The following is a 14,956-nucleotide window of genomic DNA, read 5'->3' as shown; positions in this document are numbered from 1 at the left end:
TCATAATTGATAAAGTTCGCGCCAGTGGGCTAGAATGCTCAGAGCTCGCTGGTGCAGCTTTTTGTGCTCAGAATCATTAAGCCAGCGACTTACACCAGAGGGATGGGGCAGTGGCAAGTAGAATGTATCCTTATCTTCAATATAGGACCCGACGCACTGCTCCAATTTGACCTTGCCACAGAATGCCTCAATGGCCATCGTTCCCACCAGGAGCACAACTTTGGGCTGTAAAATGCGTAACTCGGCCTGCAAATAGGGGCGGCAGAGGGTCATTTCGGCGGGCGAAGGTTTACGGTCTCCATTGCCACGGAGATTACGACCGGGATCGCAACGTGTGAGTGAGCTGAGGTAGGTATGTTCATGCAGATATCCGGGTGGAAAACCCGCAGCCTCCAACCATGATTGTAAAATGCGTCCGCCTGGACCACTAAAAGGCCGATCCTGCGCCACTGAACGATGGCCAGGGGCCTGACCAATTACCAGAATACGGTCGGTGATTTGTCCACTCACAATTGGATGGGCTACGGGAATATAGCCTTGCTCCTGGCAGAGCCGACATTGCCGAATCTGTTGTTGGAGCGCGGTCAGTGCTGCTGACCGCTTAGTTTCTTGCTGCTTCTCCAACATTCTCCGGGTGCTGCTCTTCTACCAGGCCAGGCTCATGGAATAATTTTGCCATGTGTCGATACTGGCCACCATAATACAACAACGGCTCATCCTCTTTAGCTGTGCCATGACCATTCGTGGTGGGCTGACCACCCTGTGTATTCTGGACACGCCCCTGCTCATCAACAAACGCCATCTGATGTGGCGTACCCATCGCTTCAACCTGGCCAATAAAGATCACATGATCGCCACCTGGATATTCAGCCACCACGCGTGCGTCGATAAAAGCCAATCCATCCTTAATGATTGGAGCACCGGTCGCCGCCGTATAATAAGGAGCATAGCAGAAATGTTCAAAACGTTCCGGACTATTGGTAGCGAAGCCGCGCGACCACTGTTCTTGTTTCTCCGTCAGCATATTGACCGCAAAGATCTTACTTTCCCGGAAATAAGACAGGGTACTACTATTATTATCAATACAAATGAGAACCAATGGTGGATTTAAAGAAACCGAACAAAATGAATTGACAGTAAGGCCCGCCAGAACCTCATTACTGCTCGTCGTGACAACCGTCACACCGGTAGCAAAGCGTCCCATCACCTGCCTGAAAAGTTCTTTTTCAATAGCCATGAATTATTCCTTCAAATGGAAGATATGAAAACGTAGGAACGCCATTGGCTCCGCGTTGAACGCAGTGGTCGGTTCCCTCCCCTGCAGCTCAAACACTATAAATAGAGAATTTGCATTGTGCCAGGGCGACTACTCTTTAGTTAAGAGTATCACGCGCCAGCCTCCACTTGTCAACTGACCTTCCGTACAGGATTATGAGCGCGCTATGGTACTGTTGGCTGTTTATGTAAATTCAACATTGTCTATTGAAATCTAAAACAGTTAGTGTCAAATTTTGTTAGGGTGCTATGTGTAATAATGAGACAATAGATAAGCAGAGAGATAGCAGTGAGTGCTTCACATGCTTTAGTATGAAAAAAGATTATTTCACATATATTGAAGCAGAGCAAGCAAATATGTCTCTCCGAGACAGGTAGAAAAAAGGAGATCCCTCGTTTATCCTGACCACTTACAGGTGAATCCAGTAACGGCACACCATTGCAGGCCATTCTCTAACCTGAATTGTATTCTCCAATATTCCCCCATTTGACTCGATAATAGTTCGTGAGCTGTGGTTGTCCTCATCACACGTTAGGAGAACGCGCTCAAAACCGAAAGCTTTTGCTTGCACAAGACCGTACTTGAGGATAAGCTTTCCATAGCCTTGCTTTCTGCGTGATGGGCGAATGGTATATCCAATGTGACCACCTTTTTGAAGCAGTTCCTTATCCAATTCATGGCGTAAGAAAATCCTTCCGAGATAGTTGTTCCCATCGATCAGCCAGAACTCTGAGGTGGGAACCTGTCTAGGCTTGATCTTTGTGCGGTCAGCTTGATTGTGGAGGTGTTGTACAAAGGTATCAAAGTTGGCAGCTACTTCTTCGGGAGAAGGTTCCCTGCCTCGGCCTTCCACTCTATATTCCTGAAGAGCCTCAAGATAACTACTTTGATAGTCTTCTGAAGGTGCACTGAGAAAAGCCATCTCTTCCTCACATTCTCTAGTGAAAATAGTACTTGAATTGCCTTCGCCTTGGCAGTATAGGTTCTTCCCTGAAAAAGAGCAAGCTTATGACATTCTCCATTCGTCAGCGGAGGCCCATATTTATGAACACTCACCTCTCTCAACTCATCTCATCCATTACTAAAGTTATGTAAGATCCAGGTTATTCCTGATAACTATACGCTGGATGAATATTGGCGTATGCTCGAAACTTTTCCTGACCACAAATATGAGTATGTGCATGGCGATATTCGCATGATGACAGGTGGTACGCTTGCGCATGCACAAATCGGCCAGAATATTGGTGCCCTGCTCTGGTTTGCTCTGCGCGGTAGCGATTGTCGAGTGTATAATTCTGATGCAGTTGTCAAGCTTGCTAACGATCTGTGTTATTGTCCTGATGCTTCTATTTCATGTGATCCTGCTGATTGGACGCGTAAAGTGATGGAGTCGCCCACTGTTGTGGTCGAGGTAATGTCGCAATACACTCAGAAAACAGATCAAACTGAGAAACTTGAGGCATATAAGTTCTTCCCGACTATTTTGGAGATCTTGCTAGTGGACTTCCGGCGGCGTTATGTTGAACATTATCATCGTGTAAATATGCATCAATGGGAAAATTACGTGTATGTAAATGACGATGATAAGGTGCATCTTTCGAGCATCGACGTAGTATTAGCTGTGAGTGATATTTATTTGGAAGCCTATCTGGAATTAGAAGAAGAGCCGTAAACATCTTTATCGAATAAGCTGGTAAAGAGCCTTGCGGTAAAAAGCAAATGTCAGTCTCAAAGCGACAATATATATGATCTATAGATATCGTATGTATTGTCGCTTTTTGTTCTGGGAGAGAGAAGCGCTTGCGAGGGGCGCATGTATGCTTTGGCTTTTCAACTGTTTTTTGCTTATCGAGGCCTGATAACTGACGAATTTTGGTTAAACATATAGATGCAGAATAATAATCGGGGCGTAGATCGTATACATAAGTAAGAGAAAAATACTGGAGTAAGTCAGAGGAGCGCGTAAGCATTATGCAAGGAAATTCAAATGACCTGGTCGGGAAGATTCTTGGGAACTGTACCCTGGAGCGGTTGATTGGTCGGGGAGGCATGGGAGCCGTTTACCTGGCTCGCCAGGAGCGTCCTGCTCGTCATGTGGCGGTCAAAGTACTGCATCCTTATCTGGACAATAACGATGGAGAGTCTTCACAGGGTTTTCTGGCGCGCTTTCGGCGTGAAGCTGATGTGATTGCCCGGCTGGAGCATATGAATATTATGCCACTCTATGAATATGGTGAGCAGGATGGCCTGGCCTATCTGGTAATGCCGTATGTTACGGGTGGTAGTCTGAGTGAGCGTTTGAAGCAACAAGGTGCTTTGTCTCTCTCTGCTGTGATTCCCTATATGGACCAGGCAGCGTCCGCGTTGGATTATGCGCATGCACAGGGGTGATCCATCGCGATCTGAAGCCAGCCAACTTCCTGTTGCATGCAGATGGTCGCCTGGTGCTGACTGATTTTGGCATTGCTCGCCTGATTGATGATAACATGCCGGGTACAACTCTGACGCGGACCGGGTAACGTTAGGGACCCCTGATTATATGGCGCCTGAAATGGCGATGGGTGAAGCCATAGATTATCGGGCGGATATTTATGAACTGGGTGTGGTACTCTATACGCTTCTAGACGGCCATGTGCCTTTTGCTGGCTCTAATTCACTGGCTGTGATTACCCGCCATCTACGCGAGACTCTGCCTCTGCTACATTCTACGCGCCCTGAGATTCCTCCTGGCGTGGATGCTGTAATTCAGAAAGCGACCGCCAAAGACCGTACACAGCGCTATTCCTCTGTGCAGGCTATGGCCCAGGATTTACATGCAGCGATTGAGCGCCCTGCCAGCTATTCAGCGAGGCTAGCCCAGGGAGAAGATATGATCCCAACAATGGTGCAGCCTGCCGCTTCTCCAATGATACTTTCTCATACGCCTCCGTCTGGTATGGGCACCTATGATGCTACACCGACCACAATGGCTTCGCCCATGAATGCCGAACCATCCAACCTTCAGGTTATTGAGACTCCTCCCGTGCGGCGTCCCATTCCAGCGCAACGAGGTGCCTGGTGGCGTGTCCCATTGTTGGTGTTATGTGCTCTGGCTTTGGTACTGGCCGGTGTGGTTACTGGCACGCAGCTTTTAAAAAATAAAACAGCTACCACCGCCACTGTAACTCCTACTGTGCAACCCACACAAACTACCACAGCTAAGCAGACGCCGACTGTGGCTCCAACCGCGACGGCAACTGTTAAGCCTACCGCACAGCCCACAGCAACGCCTGCAACCGCTGCTACACCCGCAACTGGTGTTGTTCCAACTGGCCAACTGCTCTATTCTGCGGCCGCTCCCGGGCCAGCCTGTGATACAGGTGGTGGTACCTGGGAGGTATATAATGGTGCGCGTATCAATTGTCAGGGGAAAGCGACACAGATTATCAATACCGCGACCAGCAAAACCCTGCAAGGCCTCTTTCTGACCGGTATATCCGGTAAAAATTATCCGAATGATTATGTACTTGAGGTAGATTTACAGCAAGATCAGAACTCCAATAGTAGCTTTGGCCTCTATTTCCGCAATCAGCCTGGCAGCCTGCTTGGGACCTATACCTTTCTGGTTGAGCCAGATGGTAGCTGGCGCGTGGCTGTATATGATAACACTACAGGTATACCCAAAGCTATTTCTCAAGGTACCTTCGGTGATATCCACGCTGCTAGCAAGGTGGCTGTGGTCATTAAAGGCTCGCAGTTTAGCTTCTACGCGAATGGCAAATCTCTGGGCAATGTCAGTGATGCCACCTATGCCAGCGGTACGGCCGGTCTGGCGGTTGACCAGGGAGGCACCATCAGTGCCAGTAATTTCGCTATTTACGCGACCGCTTGACCTGGATTGTAGATCTTATCGCAAATATCGACCATGAGGGTCTGGGGCAGGAAATCTTCGTAGATAACTTTGCTGACCTCGTTGTTCATCAGGATGGTGCCGAAGATGTACTTTGTACAGGCCACGCATGGTACTCCATGCTGCTTCCTCGTTTGCTTGATCCATCAGACGATCATTTCAACCAGAGGTGAAATCGTGCAGAGTTTCTGCTTTTGCTTGAACAAAATGGAATAGAAGAGCAGAGCAGTTTTCCAGGTGGTGGTGATTGATTCCGCCCCGTTCCAAGGGCACAACCAGTCATGCCCTTTTTGCGAGAGGAAGAGCTTATTTTTGCCCATATTGGAGAAAAGAAATATGCATATTTATATAGTTAATCCATTTCACATTCATATTAATGTAGATAGCCCACTTTTAGCAGTAGCGTTCGTAATCGTTATACTTCTCGTTTTTGTGCTTGCTCTTAATCATCTTAGACTGCGTCCTCGACGCAAACAAAGACATAGCTCACCCCGTGGCCACGCTCCCGCACGAAAACGTCCTCCGATCAACAAGACCCCCCGCCGAAGGTATATAGACAACACATTCCATCCTGGCAAAAAGATCCTGGTGCCAGAGTTGCTAACAAGTATGGCAGAGCTCGCAGCCCTGAGTGGCCCAGAGTTGCTCATGAGCATCTCCGCCACGAGCCTGCTTGTGTGGTCTGTGGTCATCGGGGAAAAGGATTACAGGTTCACCATATTAAACCGTTCCATCTCTATCCCGAGCTCGAACTTGATCCAAATAACTTGATCACTCTCTGCGAAATCAGGGGTCGCACACACCATCTGCTTATTGGCCATCTTGATGACTGGGAATCGTACAACATACGTGTACGAGCAGACACAAAGCGTTATGCTCATCAAAATGCTATCACGATCAAAGCCAATCCTACCTGGCAGAAAGAGGTAGTGCAACGTCCAATGCCTTAACATGAGCGGAATCCATCGTCATTAGGCTGATGGCTATCTGTAAGGTCCAATAGCAAGCGATAAGATGGACATTCTTTCAAGGGAGTGTGTTTGGTGAGCGGCTACAGCCGTCTACCAAACACACTCCACACTCCCAACCCGGCGCCGCAGGCGCCAAAGAGGAACAGTAAAAAAAAGCCCTGGATCGACCATCACAATTCTTGACTTTGTAGGTGATGATCGATATACTCTTCTACAGATAAAAAAATATTTAATAGTGTCTTCATCGGGTGGCCTGAGTAAGATTCGGGCAGAATAGGGAAGTCGGTGAAAATCCGACGCAGTCGCGCTACTGTAAACAGCGAGCGGTTCATATATTCCTCAACCTTTGTGGTCACTGTCCCTGATCGAGCAGAAATGAGTATCAATAGGGATGGGAAGGCCGTTTGAACTGCGTCCACAGCTGTAAGCCAGGAGACCTGCCCGGTGAGAGGCTCACGTTCCTTCGCGTCAAAGGAGTGAACCAGGATGAATCACTATGTGCGGGCCGCGCAAAGCTTTCCTCCATATGTGTCTTGGCTGATACCCCTCCTTCTGGCTGCTACAAAAAATTAAGGTGAGCGCTAGATATGAAAATGGTAACGCGTCCAACATTAACGGCAGCAGATCCAGAGCGGTCGATACGGCGTCGGGTTGTGTCTTCGTTGGTATTAGCCGGCCTGGGAATAATCCTGGTCGCGGTAGTGCTGGTCTCAGTGAGTTTTGGCTCTGTCTCTGTGCCGATCTTGACGATTGTGCAGATATTGTTGAACAGTACGAGGCTATTTGCTTTTCCAGTGAAATGGGACCCCGCATTAGAAATCATTATTTTACAGGTGCGTTTACCTGTCGTGCTGGGAGCGGTCCTGGTGGGGGCGGCCCTGGCAGTGGCTGGGACGCTATTTCAAGGCCTGTTGCGCAATCCCCTGGCCGATCCTTATTTGATGGGCACCTCCTCCGGTGCGGCCCTGGGGGCAACGGTCGCTTTTGTGTTACCCTTTGATACCGTGTATGGTAGCTTCTTTCCACTGACGCCGCTACTGGCCTTTGCCGGGCCTTGCTGACAGTTATTTTTGTCTATGCCCTGGCCCGCTCAGATGGACGTACACCAGTGATCATGTTATTGCTGGCTGGAGTCGTCGTAAACGCAGTCCTGACGGCTTTTCAGACGTTGATCTTGAATCTCTGGCCCTCCAACGACTTTGGGCGTATCCTGGGACTCTATAACTGGCTCTCCGGTGGGATTGCAATTGTTGGTTGGGGTCCGCTGGCAGTAGTTGCCGTGATTGTAGTGCTTGGCTTGCTGGTAGCTTTTGCGCTGGCCCGCGTGCTGGATGTATTCGCGCTGGGAGAGGATGCGGCGGCACATCTGGGGCTGCATGTTGAGTGGATGCGCTTCTTGATCGTGGTTGTAGCCTCGCTATTGACCGCGGCCGCAGTCTCGATCAGTGGTTTAGTTGGCTTTGTTGGCCTGGTAACGCCGCATTTTATGCGCCTGCTCCTGGGGCCGCGCCATCGCGTGCTGGTGCCAGCGGCCGCCCTGGGAGGTGCCATCTTTTTGACGCTGGCCGATCTGCTGGCCCGTGTGGCTCTGGCCCCAACCATAATTCCCGTTGGCGTCTTTACCGCCCTGGTGGGTGCTCCCTTTTTCTTATTTCTATTGCGGAGCAGTAAGCGAGAGTATAAATGGTAGAAAAACCCATATCCGTATTGGAAGCACAAGAAGTAGCCTTTGGATATAAACAGCAAGCGCTTTTATATGATGTCTCTCTGTCCATCCAGGCAGGAGAGATGGTAGGCTTACTGGGGCCCAATGGTTCCGGTAAGACCACGCTGCTGCGTTTACTGAGTGGCGTATTGCAGCCACAGCAGGGGCGGATTTTGCTGGAGGGCCGTGAACTTCGCCACTGGGGACGGCGCAAGGCGGCACAGCGTATCGCTGTAGTGCCACAAGAATTACATATGCCCTTTGCCTATACTGTTGAGCAGATGGTAAGCCTGGGCCGCACCCCCTTTACCTCTTCGTTCTGGGGTACGGGTAGACCCCAGGATCGTGAGATCATTCAAGAAGCTATGCAGGAGGCTGGCGTCGCCCCTTTGTCCGAGCGCATCTTTAATGAATTGAGTGGTGGTGAGCGTCAGCGGGTCACGATTGCGATGGCCCTGGCCCAGCAACCCGCTATCCTGTTGCTCGATGAACCGACCTCGCACCTCGACATCAAGTATCAGATTGAGACGCTGGAACTGGTGCAGCAGCTTAATCGGCAGCGCGGCATGACTGTCATTGCCGCCATGCACGATCTCAACCTGGCCTCGCGCTATTTCTCGCGCCTGCTGCTCTTTCAGCGTGGGATTGTGGCCGATGCCACGCCAACTGAAGTGCTGGAACCGGGACTACTCAGCCGGGTGTATGGCGTTCAGGTGCAGGTTGGTATTCTGCGCGGAGCCGAACACCTGAGTGTCCTACCACCCAGCCAGGATAGTCCCCCTTTGAAGAGTAAGCAGCCCGCGCCACGGGTACACCTTATCGCTGGCGGTGGATCGGGTGAACTGGTGATGCGTGCCCTGGCCGACGCCCGTATCTCGTTTAGTGCCGGGGCCTTGAATATTGGTGATAGCGATCATACATTGGCCCTGCGCCTGGCCGAAGACGTTATCACCGAACAACCCTATACCCCTATTTCTGCCGGCATCCTTGAACAAGTGCGTCAACGCCTGCAACAGGTTGACCTACTACTATTATGTCCAGCCGCTATCGGACCAGGAAACCTGCCGCTCTTCCAGGAAGCGCTGCAAGCTGCCCGGCGTGGCCTACCGGTTGTCCTGGTTACCGCTCCTTCACAAGCGGCCTGTGCTCCCGAACTGTCCCAGGAGTCGTCGTTGGACACCGAACAAGTGCTGCAGCAAGCCTTTGCCGCGCGTGACTATACCGGGGGAGCAGGGCTTCTCTGCCTGCAACAGCTTATGCAAGCAGGTGCGATTATTGCCAGCTCGACAGCTGCCGCCCTCGACGAGACTCGTAGGCACATTGCCTATGCTCTTGAATAGATTGTTGTATTATAGGGCTAGTGTTGAGAAAGGAGTCTTGTTGTATGACAACCATGAAGGGTGTTGTTTTACCAGGAAATCGACAAGTTGAGATGCGCAACTTTGAGGTGCCAGAGCCAGGGTATGGCCAGGCCTTAGTGCGCATGAAGGCGTCATCCCTGTGCGGCAGTGATCTGCGCGCTATTTATCGTCCGACTGATCAAGGAGTGGGACCTGAGGCTTATAGAGGGGTAATCGCGGGCCATGAGCCCTGCGGCATTGTTGAGCAGGTTGGTCCGGGCGTGCAACGCTTTAAGGCTGGTGATCGGGTTGTGCTCTATCATATTGCTGGCTGTGGCGTCTGTCACAACTGTCGCAGTGGTTGGATGATCAGTTGTACCCAGGAGCAGAATGGGCGGGCCGCGTATGGCTGGCAGCGCAATGGCGGCCATGCCGAGTTTTTGCTGGCTGACGAGCGTACGCTGGTGGCGCTTCCCGATGAATTGACCTACCTGGATGGTGCCATGGTGGCCTGCGGTGTCGGTACCGCCTATGCCGCCTGTCTACGTGCCGGGGTATCTGGGCGCGATGCTGTGCTGATCACTGGTCTGGGTCCGGTTGGTCTAGGAGCGGCCCTGCTCTGCCAGGCGATGGGCGCGCGTGTAGTGGGTGTAGAGTATGTTCCAGAGCGTCGTGAACTGGCCCGGAAATTAGGTATTCAAGAAGTGGTTGGTCCTGAAGAGGGACAGGAGATGCTGGCCCAATTGCAGGCTAAGACCAATGGCGAGGGTTTTGAGGTTGCTATCGATTGCTCCGGCAATGCTGACGCGCGCCATCTCTGCCTGGAGGCCGCCCGTGAGTGGGGTCGTGTCGTCTACGTCGGGGAAGGAGGCACCGTCTCTTTTGCGCCCAGTCCATTGTTGATCCATAAACAGCTCAGCCTCTTTGGCTCCTGGGTCTGCAGTATCCAGCAAATGGAAGAACTGGTTGAGCACCTGGTGCGCTGGAATCTGCACCCGGATGTCATGGTCACGCATCGCTTCACGCTCGAACAGGCGCGTGAAGCCTACGAAACCTTCGATAGTGGCAAGACCGGCAAAGTCGCCATTGTCTGGGAATAACCTATGTAGCTGCCTTGAGCAGGCCTATTCCAGATAGGATAGACCTGCTCAAAATGAGAATATCTGCTAGCAATCTCTGGCCTCTTCTCTTGAGCACATCTTGAGGTTTTTTGCCTGTCTCCTGAAACTTTATTGAGCTTCTTTTCACTATAATGATCTCATGAGACGAGATATATACGTCACCTTTCCTCTTTGTTGATCTGGATAGATGCGTTTTCTGCCGTCACATACATGGTAAGTTGTCCTTTATGATTAGAAAGGGCGTTAGTGATGCAGACGAGCGAGAATGTTTTGCCAATGCGCCTGCGCCACTTGCAGACAATGTGGTCGTATGCACTGGATAGCTTCCTGGCTAGCGTGGGAATGCTACTGGTTACCGGCGTGATCTCCATTTTCCACCTCTATCCGCGTATTCCTAATATCTCTATCGTGTATCTTCCCGTCGTGCTCATACTGGCGGTGCGGCGCGGTCGTTATGCCGCGATTCTGGCCTCTTTTGTCGCATTCCTCTCTTTTGATTATTTTATTGTGCCACCATTGTATACCTTTGTGATGTACCATGTCGAAGAGTGGATCTCGTTGTTCGTTTTCCTTATTAACGCTGTGTTGACCAGCCACCTGGCTTCATCACTATGCGTACAGGCCCGGCGAGCAGAGCGTCAGGAGCGTGAGACCCATATTCTCTATGATTTGATGCGCGAGACGACGCGGGAAGAGGGACTGCATAAACAGTTGCAGATTGTGGCGCAAACCCTGGTAAAGGTATTCTCTGCATGGGGAATTTATGATTGTGCCCTGTTACAAATGGCTGGCGATGGGACGCTACAAATGCAGGCAGGCACCTCTCAGTCGGGTGAAGCGGTGACATTATCGGCTGATGAACAAAAGATGGCGGGCAAGGTATTGACCCAGGGTCACAGCATACGACTCAGGCAAGAAACGTTGCCTGCACCAGCGCGTCCAGCTTTCAAGCTTTCTACATGGATGTCCGGCACTGTCATTCAGCAGACAGTACGTCGTTCTATCTGTCTGTTGCCCTTAAAAGTAGGATCGCGTGTGGTGGGTGTTTTAAGGTTGGGCGTACAGGAAAACGATCCGCAATCCCGACTAGAGGAGAGTTTGCAGGCGGAACAGGAGCATCCCCAGGCCCATACAGCTTTTTTCTGGACTTTTCTGGATCAGGCGGCCACCTTGATTGAACGCGCCTGGCTACGCAATGAGCATATGCGCATGGAATTGTTGCAACGGACCGATGAGCTGCGTTCGGCGCTGCTTTCGTCTGTCTCACACGACCTACGTACGCCATTGACCGTTATCAAGGCCGCCACATCCAGTCTGTTACAGGATGATATCGAATGGGGACCGCAGGAGCGGCGCAGTTTTATTTGCTCTATTGAACGCGAAGCCGATCGGCTTAATCACCTGGTCGGCAATCTGCTGGATATGTCGCGTATTGAGAATGGAGCCCTGCAGCCTGATAAAGACTGGTATAACGTGAACTCGCTGATTGCTGATGTCGTAAATCGTTTGCAGCCCATGTTTAAGGAGCGTGAGGTACGGCTAGCTCTTCCATCCGAGATAGCGCTGGTCGAACTGGATTACTTACAGATTGATCAGGTATTGACTAACCTGATCGAAAACGCTCTGCGTTATACTCCCGCTGGTTCTCCAATTGATATTGGCGTTGAGTGGGAAGAGCATGCCGTCACTATATATGTAGCCGATCGCGGCCCTGGTATTCAGAAAGAAGATCGGGAGCGTATTTTTGATAAATTTTATCGTGTGCTTTCAGCTAAACCTACCTCAGGTGACACGCCAGCTGGTTCTGGACTGGGACTGGCCGTTTGTAAAGGTCTGGTGGAAGCGCACGGTGGACACATCTGGGTGAAGCCGCGTAATGAGGGTGGAGTCATCTTTTATGTCAGATTACCACGAGAAACCTATGAAGGGAGCGAGTTATGAATAAGTTAGGCGCGCACATTTTGCTGGTGGATGATGAGCCCGAGATCGTGCGGGCTCTGAGGCGGAGCCTGACCGCGCATGGTTATCGTGTCCTGGTTGCCCGTAATGGGGAAGATGCTTTGCGTATTACTTTTCAGCAGCGCCCGGATGTCATTTTATTGGACCTGGTTTTGCCGGGCATGAGTGGCCTGGATGTCTGCCGCCAGATACGCGAGGTCTCGAATGTGGCGATTATCGTGCTCTCGGCCAAAGGAGCGGAACGCGATAAGGTTGAGGCCCTGGACCTGGGTGCGGATGACTACATTCAGAAACCTTTTGGCATTGATGAAGTGCTAGCCCGTATTCGAGCTACCCTGCGTCACGTCGCCAATGCCCAGGCGGGTACTGAGCCAAAACTACACGTTGGCCCGTTAAGCATCGACTTTGCCTCGCGGGTGGTCCAGCTCGATGGCGTTACTATCAATCTGACGCCGACAGAATATGACCTGCTCAAAGCCTTTCTGACGCATCGCGGTAAAATTCTCACGCGCCAGATGCTCCTGCATCTCGTCTGGGGGCCAGAAGCCGAATCGCGTACCCATAGTCTGCATGTTTATGTGGCTCAGGTGCGCCAGAAGATCGAACCCGATCCGCTGCATCCCCGTTTCATCCTCACAGTTCCCGGCGTCGGCTACCGCTTTCCCGAAGAACTCTAAACTTAGTGCAGTATCCTCGAAGTGGATCGTGAAAGGATGCACGTCGTGGCCCTCTCGCCCTATTTCCAGTGTACATACGATGCCAAAAAGGTCTGATGATAAAACACTAGGACTCGTCCCAGCTTCTCCTCCATAACTCGGGATAATCTAGCACCAGGCCCTGGGTGTCAACATGTAGCTCCGCGCTAAAACCGCTGAGGAGGCTTTCATAGCGATAGAGGCCACCATTAGTGCTGACTTCCAGGCAGGTATAGCGCTGCCTCATCGGTCGTATCTCCACTGCAGGAAGCGCAATGTAGACTACCAGGAGATCAGCAGATTGGCCAGGACGAAGCGCTAAACGGCGAATGGGGAGCGTATTGGTAAAAGGGGTGACGGAAATATCCACGTCAATACAGCCTTCGAGCTCCGGAATAGGAATATTGTCAACGTTTACCCAATGTCCCTGCTTATCGCTCTGGAGTTTAACCTCTTGCGGATGCGCACCCAAAAGACGGATGGCGCATGTCTGGACTTTCCATTCCTGATTACATTGAATCTGATAGCTGACGCGAAATTGCTGCCCTTGATGAGATCCGACCATCATGCTATCGATAAAGATACCCTTATCGTTTTGTAGCAGGTGAAGATTCTCGATTCCCTCTTCTGTCCAGGGCACCCATCTGGCATTCCATTCCATGAGCGACTCTCCTCCAATAATAATGTGTCTGATCCTCAAGATTACTGCGATCTTCACGCCTGAGTTTGAGCACCTTTGGCGCTCAAGAAATATTCTTGTGTGGTGCAAACAGGTGCGCCCAGCGCACCTGTTTGCACCACACAAGAAAAAAAGCGCGGGCTCGCCAGCGCACGTCCGCAAAGGAGCGAGAAGCTTCCTATGCGAATGGGAGTCTGACACATTCTAATAATTATGATTTGTAAGATACTAATTTTGCATAAAGTGCATTTAAGCATCGAAACTGGAATTGTTCAATTTAGTATACCCTCAAGGAGTATCAAAAAACAATCATTGAGCTCGAAAACCATCTAAAGAAGTGCGTGAAAAATGAAGGCGAATCCGGAGGAAATATTGAGGAGTCTCGGCATTCTTTGGAACGCATCTTGATATTTATTCAACTATACTTCCCTTGACCTCAAAAATAACGGAGGTAGGAACCTGCCGAGTCCTTGCTGAAGAGGAATGACTAAAAAGCACCAGGTTCCCAGGTTGTATGACACTGACATATGGTTAAACAGACATACGGACGTGAGCATTTATATCCGTATTTACAGATTGGAAGGAGGCTGCAGGAGTGAACGGAGCACGTATTCTACTGGTTGAGGATGATGATGTGCTACGAACCCTGATGATGCAGAATCTAAGCGCTCGTCACCACATATTGAGTGTTGCTGCTGACGCTGAAGAGGCGCTGGAATTGCTGCGTATGCACACTTTTGATCTGGTGATCCTGGATATCAATCTGCCCGACCTGAGTGGCTGGGACGTGTTGCGTATCGCTAAGCGTGAGGGATATTTGCAGCCATCGTGCCATGATGAGCACGGAGAGAAGTTCCCAGTTGTTATGGTCTCGGCGGTGCGTGTTAGTCTTCATCGCCTGGCAGAATTTCGGCCGCTAGCCTATCTACCCAAGCCATTTCCGATGGAAGCCCTCTTACGCTTTGCCGTGGAGGCAGCGCAACGCAAGAACGCACCTGACCCGGCGGTAGAGGAGGTTAATGGTGTAGCTACCCATGCTACGGTTTTGTCTCACCTGCGAAAGGAAAATTACGATGAGCACAGTGCTCCTTGACATTATTGCGATCGTGGCCACACTGGTTTCCTTTGGACTATTGATCGCTTTTAGCGAAGGTTGTCAGCGTTTATAGTGCCATAGCCATTTAGAGGAGGCGAAAAATGAACACTCCACTCGAATACATTCTGGTCGGTATTGTTACATTGTTACTCACTATCTATCTTATTATTGCCTTGCTCGCGCCCGAGCGTTTCTAATACTGTTTTTCTATCACAATTGAGGTGA

At 50.7% G+C, this 14,956-nt stretch carries 14 protein-coding genes, 2 pseudogenes and 1 riboswitch; of the genes and pseudogenes, 11 read left to right on the top strand and 5 right to left on the bottom strand.

The genetic code is table 11. From position 1 onward, the window contains the following. The 3 genes from EL645_RS01640 to EL645_RS01630 all read right to left on the bottom strand — a co-directional run bounded on the left by EL645_RS01640 (nucleotide 1) and on the right by EL645_RS01630 (nucleotide 2,198). Nucleotides 1-627 carry a uracil-DNA glycosylase family protein gene (locus EL645_RS01640; RefSeq protein WP_126548430.1) on the bottom strand — a complete coding sequence of 209 codons (627 nt, stop codon included), beginning with the start codon at nucleotides 625-627 and terminating at the stop codon, nucleotides 1-3. Continuing rightward, a complete protein-coding gene (locus tag EL645_RS01635) occupies nucleotides 602-1,237 on the bottom strand; it encodes a flavin reductase family protein (RefSeq protein ID WP_126548429.1) in 636 nt (211 codons plus the stop codon). The genes EL645_RS01640 and EL645_RS01635 overlap by 26 nt, the downstream gene beginning before the upstream one ends. Before the next feature lie 448 nt (nucleotides 1,238-1,685). Then, a complete protein-coding gene (locus EL645_RS01630; RefSeq protein ID WP_126548428.1) occupies nucleotides 1,686-2,198 on the bottom strand; it encodes a GNAT family N-acetyltransferase in 513 nt (170 codons plus the stop codon). A 174-nt stretch (nucleotides 2,199-2,372) separates the two neighbouring features. Here EL645_RS01630 and EL645_RS01625 point away from each other — a divergent pair, with 174 nt between their 5' ends. From EL645_RS01625 to EL645_RS01610, 3 genes and pseudogenes are all read left to right on the top strand, one after another. After that, nucleotides 2,373-2,948, top strand: coding sequence for a Uma2 family endonuclease (locus EL645_RS01625; protein WP_307720568.1), 576 nt, complete (start codon nucleotides 2,373-2,375; stop codon nucleotides 2,946-2,948). Between the two features lie 299 nt (nucleotides 2,949-3,247). Beyond that, nucleotides 3,248-3,724, top strand: a pseudogene (locus tag EL645_RS43765) (serine/threonine protein kinase); the annotation flags it as partial. Nucleotides 3,725-3,815: 91 nt separating this feature from the next. Then, on the top strand, nucleotides 3,816-5,147 hold the full coding sequence (locus EL645_RS01610) for a serine/threonine protein kinase (RefSeq protein WP_126548424.1): 1,332 nt from the start codon (nucleotides 3,816-3,818) through the stop codon (nucleotides 5,145-5,147). Here EL645_RS01610 and EL645_RS38975 read toward each other — a convergent pair. Then, nucleotides 5,132-5,272, bottom strand: a complete 141-nt coding sequence (locus EL645_RS38975; protein ID WP_161977024.1) for a hypothetical protein — start codon at nucleotides 5,270-5,272, stop codon at nucleotides 5,132-5,134. The two genes, EL645_RS01610 and EL645_RS38975, sit on opposite strands and share 16 nt — an antisense overlap. Before the next feature lie 570 nt (nucleotides 5,273-5,842). Between EL645_RS38975 and EL645_RS01605 the strand changes: the two genes are divergently transcribed. The 6 genes and pseudogenes from EL645_RS01605 to EL645_RS01580 all read left to right on the top strand — a co-directional run bounded on the left by EL645_RS01605 (nucleotide 5,843) and on the right by EL645_RS01580 (nucleotide 12,938). After that, entirely contained in the window at nucleotides 5,843-6,115 is a 273-nt protein-coding gene (locus EL645_RS01605) for an HNH endonuclease (protein WP_161977023.1), read from the top strand. Between the two features lie 250 nt (nucleotides 6,116-6,365). Then, nucleotides 6,366-6,595: riboswitch (cobalamin riboswitch) on the top strand. A 128-nt stretch (nucleotides 6,596-6,723) separates the two neighbouring features. Continuing rightward, nucleotides 6,724-7,826, top strand: a pseudogene (locus EL645_RS45160) (FecCD family ABC transporter permease). After that, complete coding sequence (locus EL645_RS01595; RefSeq protein WP_126548422.1) at nucleotides 7,820-9,181, top strand: ABC transporter ATP-binding protein; 1,362 nt, start codon at nucleotides 7,820-7,822, stop codon at nucleotides 9,179-9,181. Before EL645_RS45160 ends, EL645_RS01595 begins: the two are co-directional and overlap by 7 nt. A gap of 53 nt (nucleotides 9,182-9,234) precedes the next feature. Beyond that, entirely contained in the window at nucleotides 9,235-10,281 is a 1,047-nt protein-coding gene (locus EL645_RS01590) for a zinc-dependent alcohol dehydrogenase family protein (protein ID WP_126553967.1), read from the top strand. A 270-nt stretch (nucleotides 10,282-10,551) separates the two neighbouring features. After that, the gene (locus tag EL645_RS01585) at nucleotides 10,552-12,243 is read left to right on the top strand and encodes an ATP-binding protein (RefSeq protein ID WP_126548421.1); all 1,692 of its coding nucleotides are present in this window, start codon (nucleotides 10,552-10,554) and stop codon (nucleotides 12,241-12,243) included. Next, entirely contained in the window at nucleotides 12,240-12,938 is a 699-nt protein-coding gene (locus EL645_RS01580; RefSeq protein WP_126548420.1) for a response regulator transcription factor, read from the top strand. Before EL645_RS01585 ends, EL645_RS01580 begins: the two co-directional genes overlap by 4 nt. A gap of 106 nt (nucleotides 12,939-13,044) precedes the next feature. Here the strand turns inward: EL645_RS01580 and EL645_RS01575 are convergent, their stop codons facing one another. After that, nucleotides 13,045-13,617: a putative glycolipid-binding domain-containing protein gene (locus tag EL645_RS01575; protein WP_126548419.1), complete on the bottom strand. Its 573-nt coding sequence runs from the start codon at nucleotides 13,615-13,617 to the stop codon at nucleotides 13,045-13,047. A gap of 613 nt (nucleotides 13,618-14,230) precedes the next feature. Between EL645_RS01575 and EL645_RS01570 the strand changes: the two genes are divergently transcribed. Both EL645_RS01570 and EL645_RS01565 read left to right on the top strand, forming a co-directional pair. Further along, complete coding sequence (locus tag EL645_RS01570) at nucleotides 14,231-14,728, top strand: response regulator transcription factor (protein ID WP_126548418.1); 498 nt, start codon at nucleotides 14,231-14,233, stop codon at nucleotides 14,726-14,728. Nucleotides 14,729-14,832: 104 nt separating this feature from the next. Then, nucleotides 14,833-14,928, top strand: coding sequence for a potassium-transporting ATPase subunit F (locus EL645_RS01565; RefSeq protein ID WP_126548417.1), 96 nt, complete (start codon nucleotides 14,833-14,835; stop codon nucleotides 14,926-14,928). Nucleotides 14,929-14,956 lie beyond the last annotated feature (28 nt).

It is taken from the genome of Dictyobacter kobayashii (assembly GCF_003967555.1).
GTDB classification, from domain to species: domain Bacteria; phylum Chloroflexota; class Ktedonobacteria; order Ktedonobacterales; family Ktedonobacteraceae; genus Dictyobacter; species Dictyobacter kobayashii.
The sequence above is the reverse complement of the archived record's forward strand: the minus strand, read 5'-3'. Positions and strand labels throughout refer to the sequence as shown.

What these genes read in the sequence shown, in the direction of transcription:
- EL645_RS01640 (WP_126548430.1), bottom strand. Translation starts at nt 627, where the DNA reads ATGTTGGAGAAGCAGCAAGAAACTAAGCGGTCAGCAGCACTGACCGCG.
- EL645_RS01635 (WP_126548429.1), bottom strand. Translation starts at nt 1,237, where the DNA reads ATGGCTATTGAAAAAGAACTTTTCAGGCAGGTGATGGGACGCTTTGCT.
- EL645_RS01630 (WP_126548428.1), bottom strand. Translation starts at nt 2,198, where the DNA reads ATGGCTTTTCTCAGTGCACCTTCAGAAGACTATCAAAGTAGTTATCTT.
- EL645_RS01610 (WP_126548424.1), top strand. Translation starts at nt 3,816, where the DNA reads ATGGCGCCTGAAATGGCGATGGGTGAAGCCATAGATTATCGGGCGGAT.
- EL645_RS01595 (WP_126548422.1), top strand. Translation starts at nt 7,820, where the DNA reads ATGGTAGAAAAACCCATATCCGTATTGGAAGCACAAGAAGTAGCCTTT.
- EL645_RS01590 (WP_126553967.1), top strand. Translation starts at nt 9,235, where the DNA reads ATGAAGGGTGTTGTTTTACCAGGAAATCGACAAGTTGAGATGCGCAAC.
- EL645_RS01585 (WP_126548421.1), top strand. Translation starts at nt 10,552, where the DNA reads ATGCAGACGAGCGAGAATGTTTTGCCAATGCGCCTGCGCCACTTGCAG.
- EL645_RS01580 (WP_126548420.1), top strand. Translation starts at nt 12,240, where the DNA reads ATGAATAAGTTAGGCGCGCACATTTTGCTGGTGGATGATGAGCCCGAG.
- EL645_RS01575 (WP_126548419.1), bottom strand. Translation starts at nt 13,617, where the DNA reads ATGGAATGGAATGCCAGATGGGTGCCCTGGACAGAAGAGGGAATCGAG.
- EL645_RS01565 (WP_126548417.1), top strand. Translation starts at nt 14,833, where the DNA reads ATGAACACTCCACTCGAATACATTCTGGTCGGTATTGTTACATTGTTA.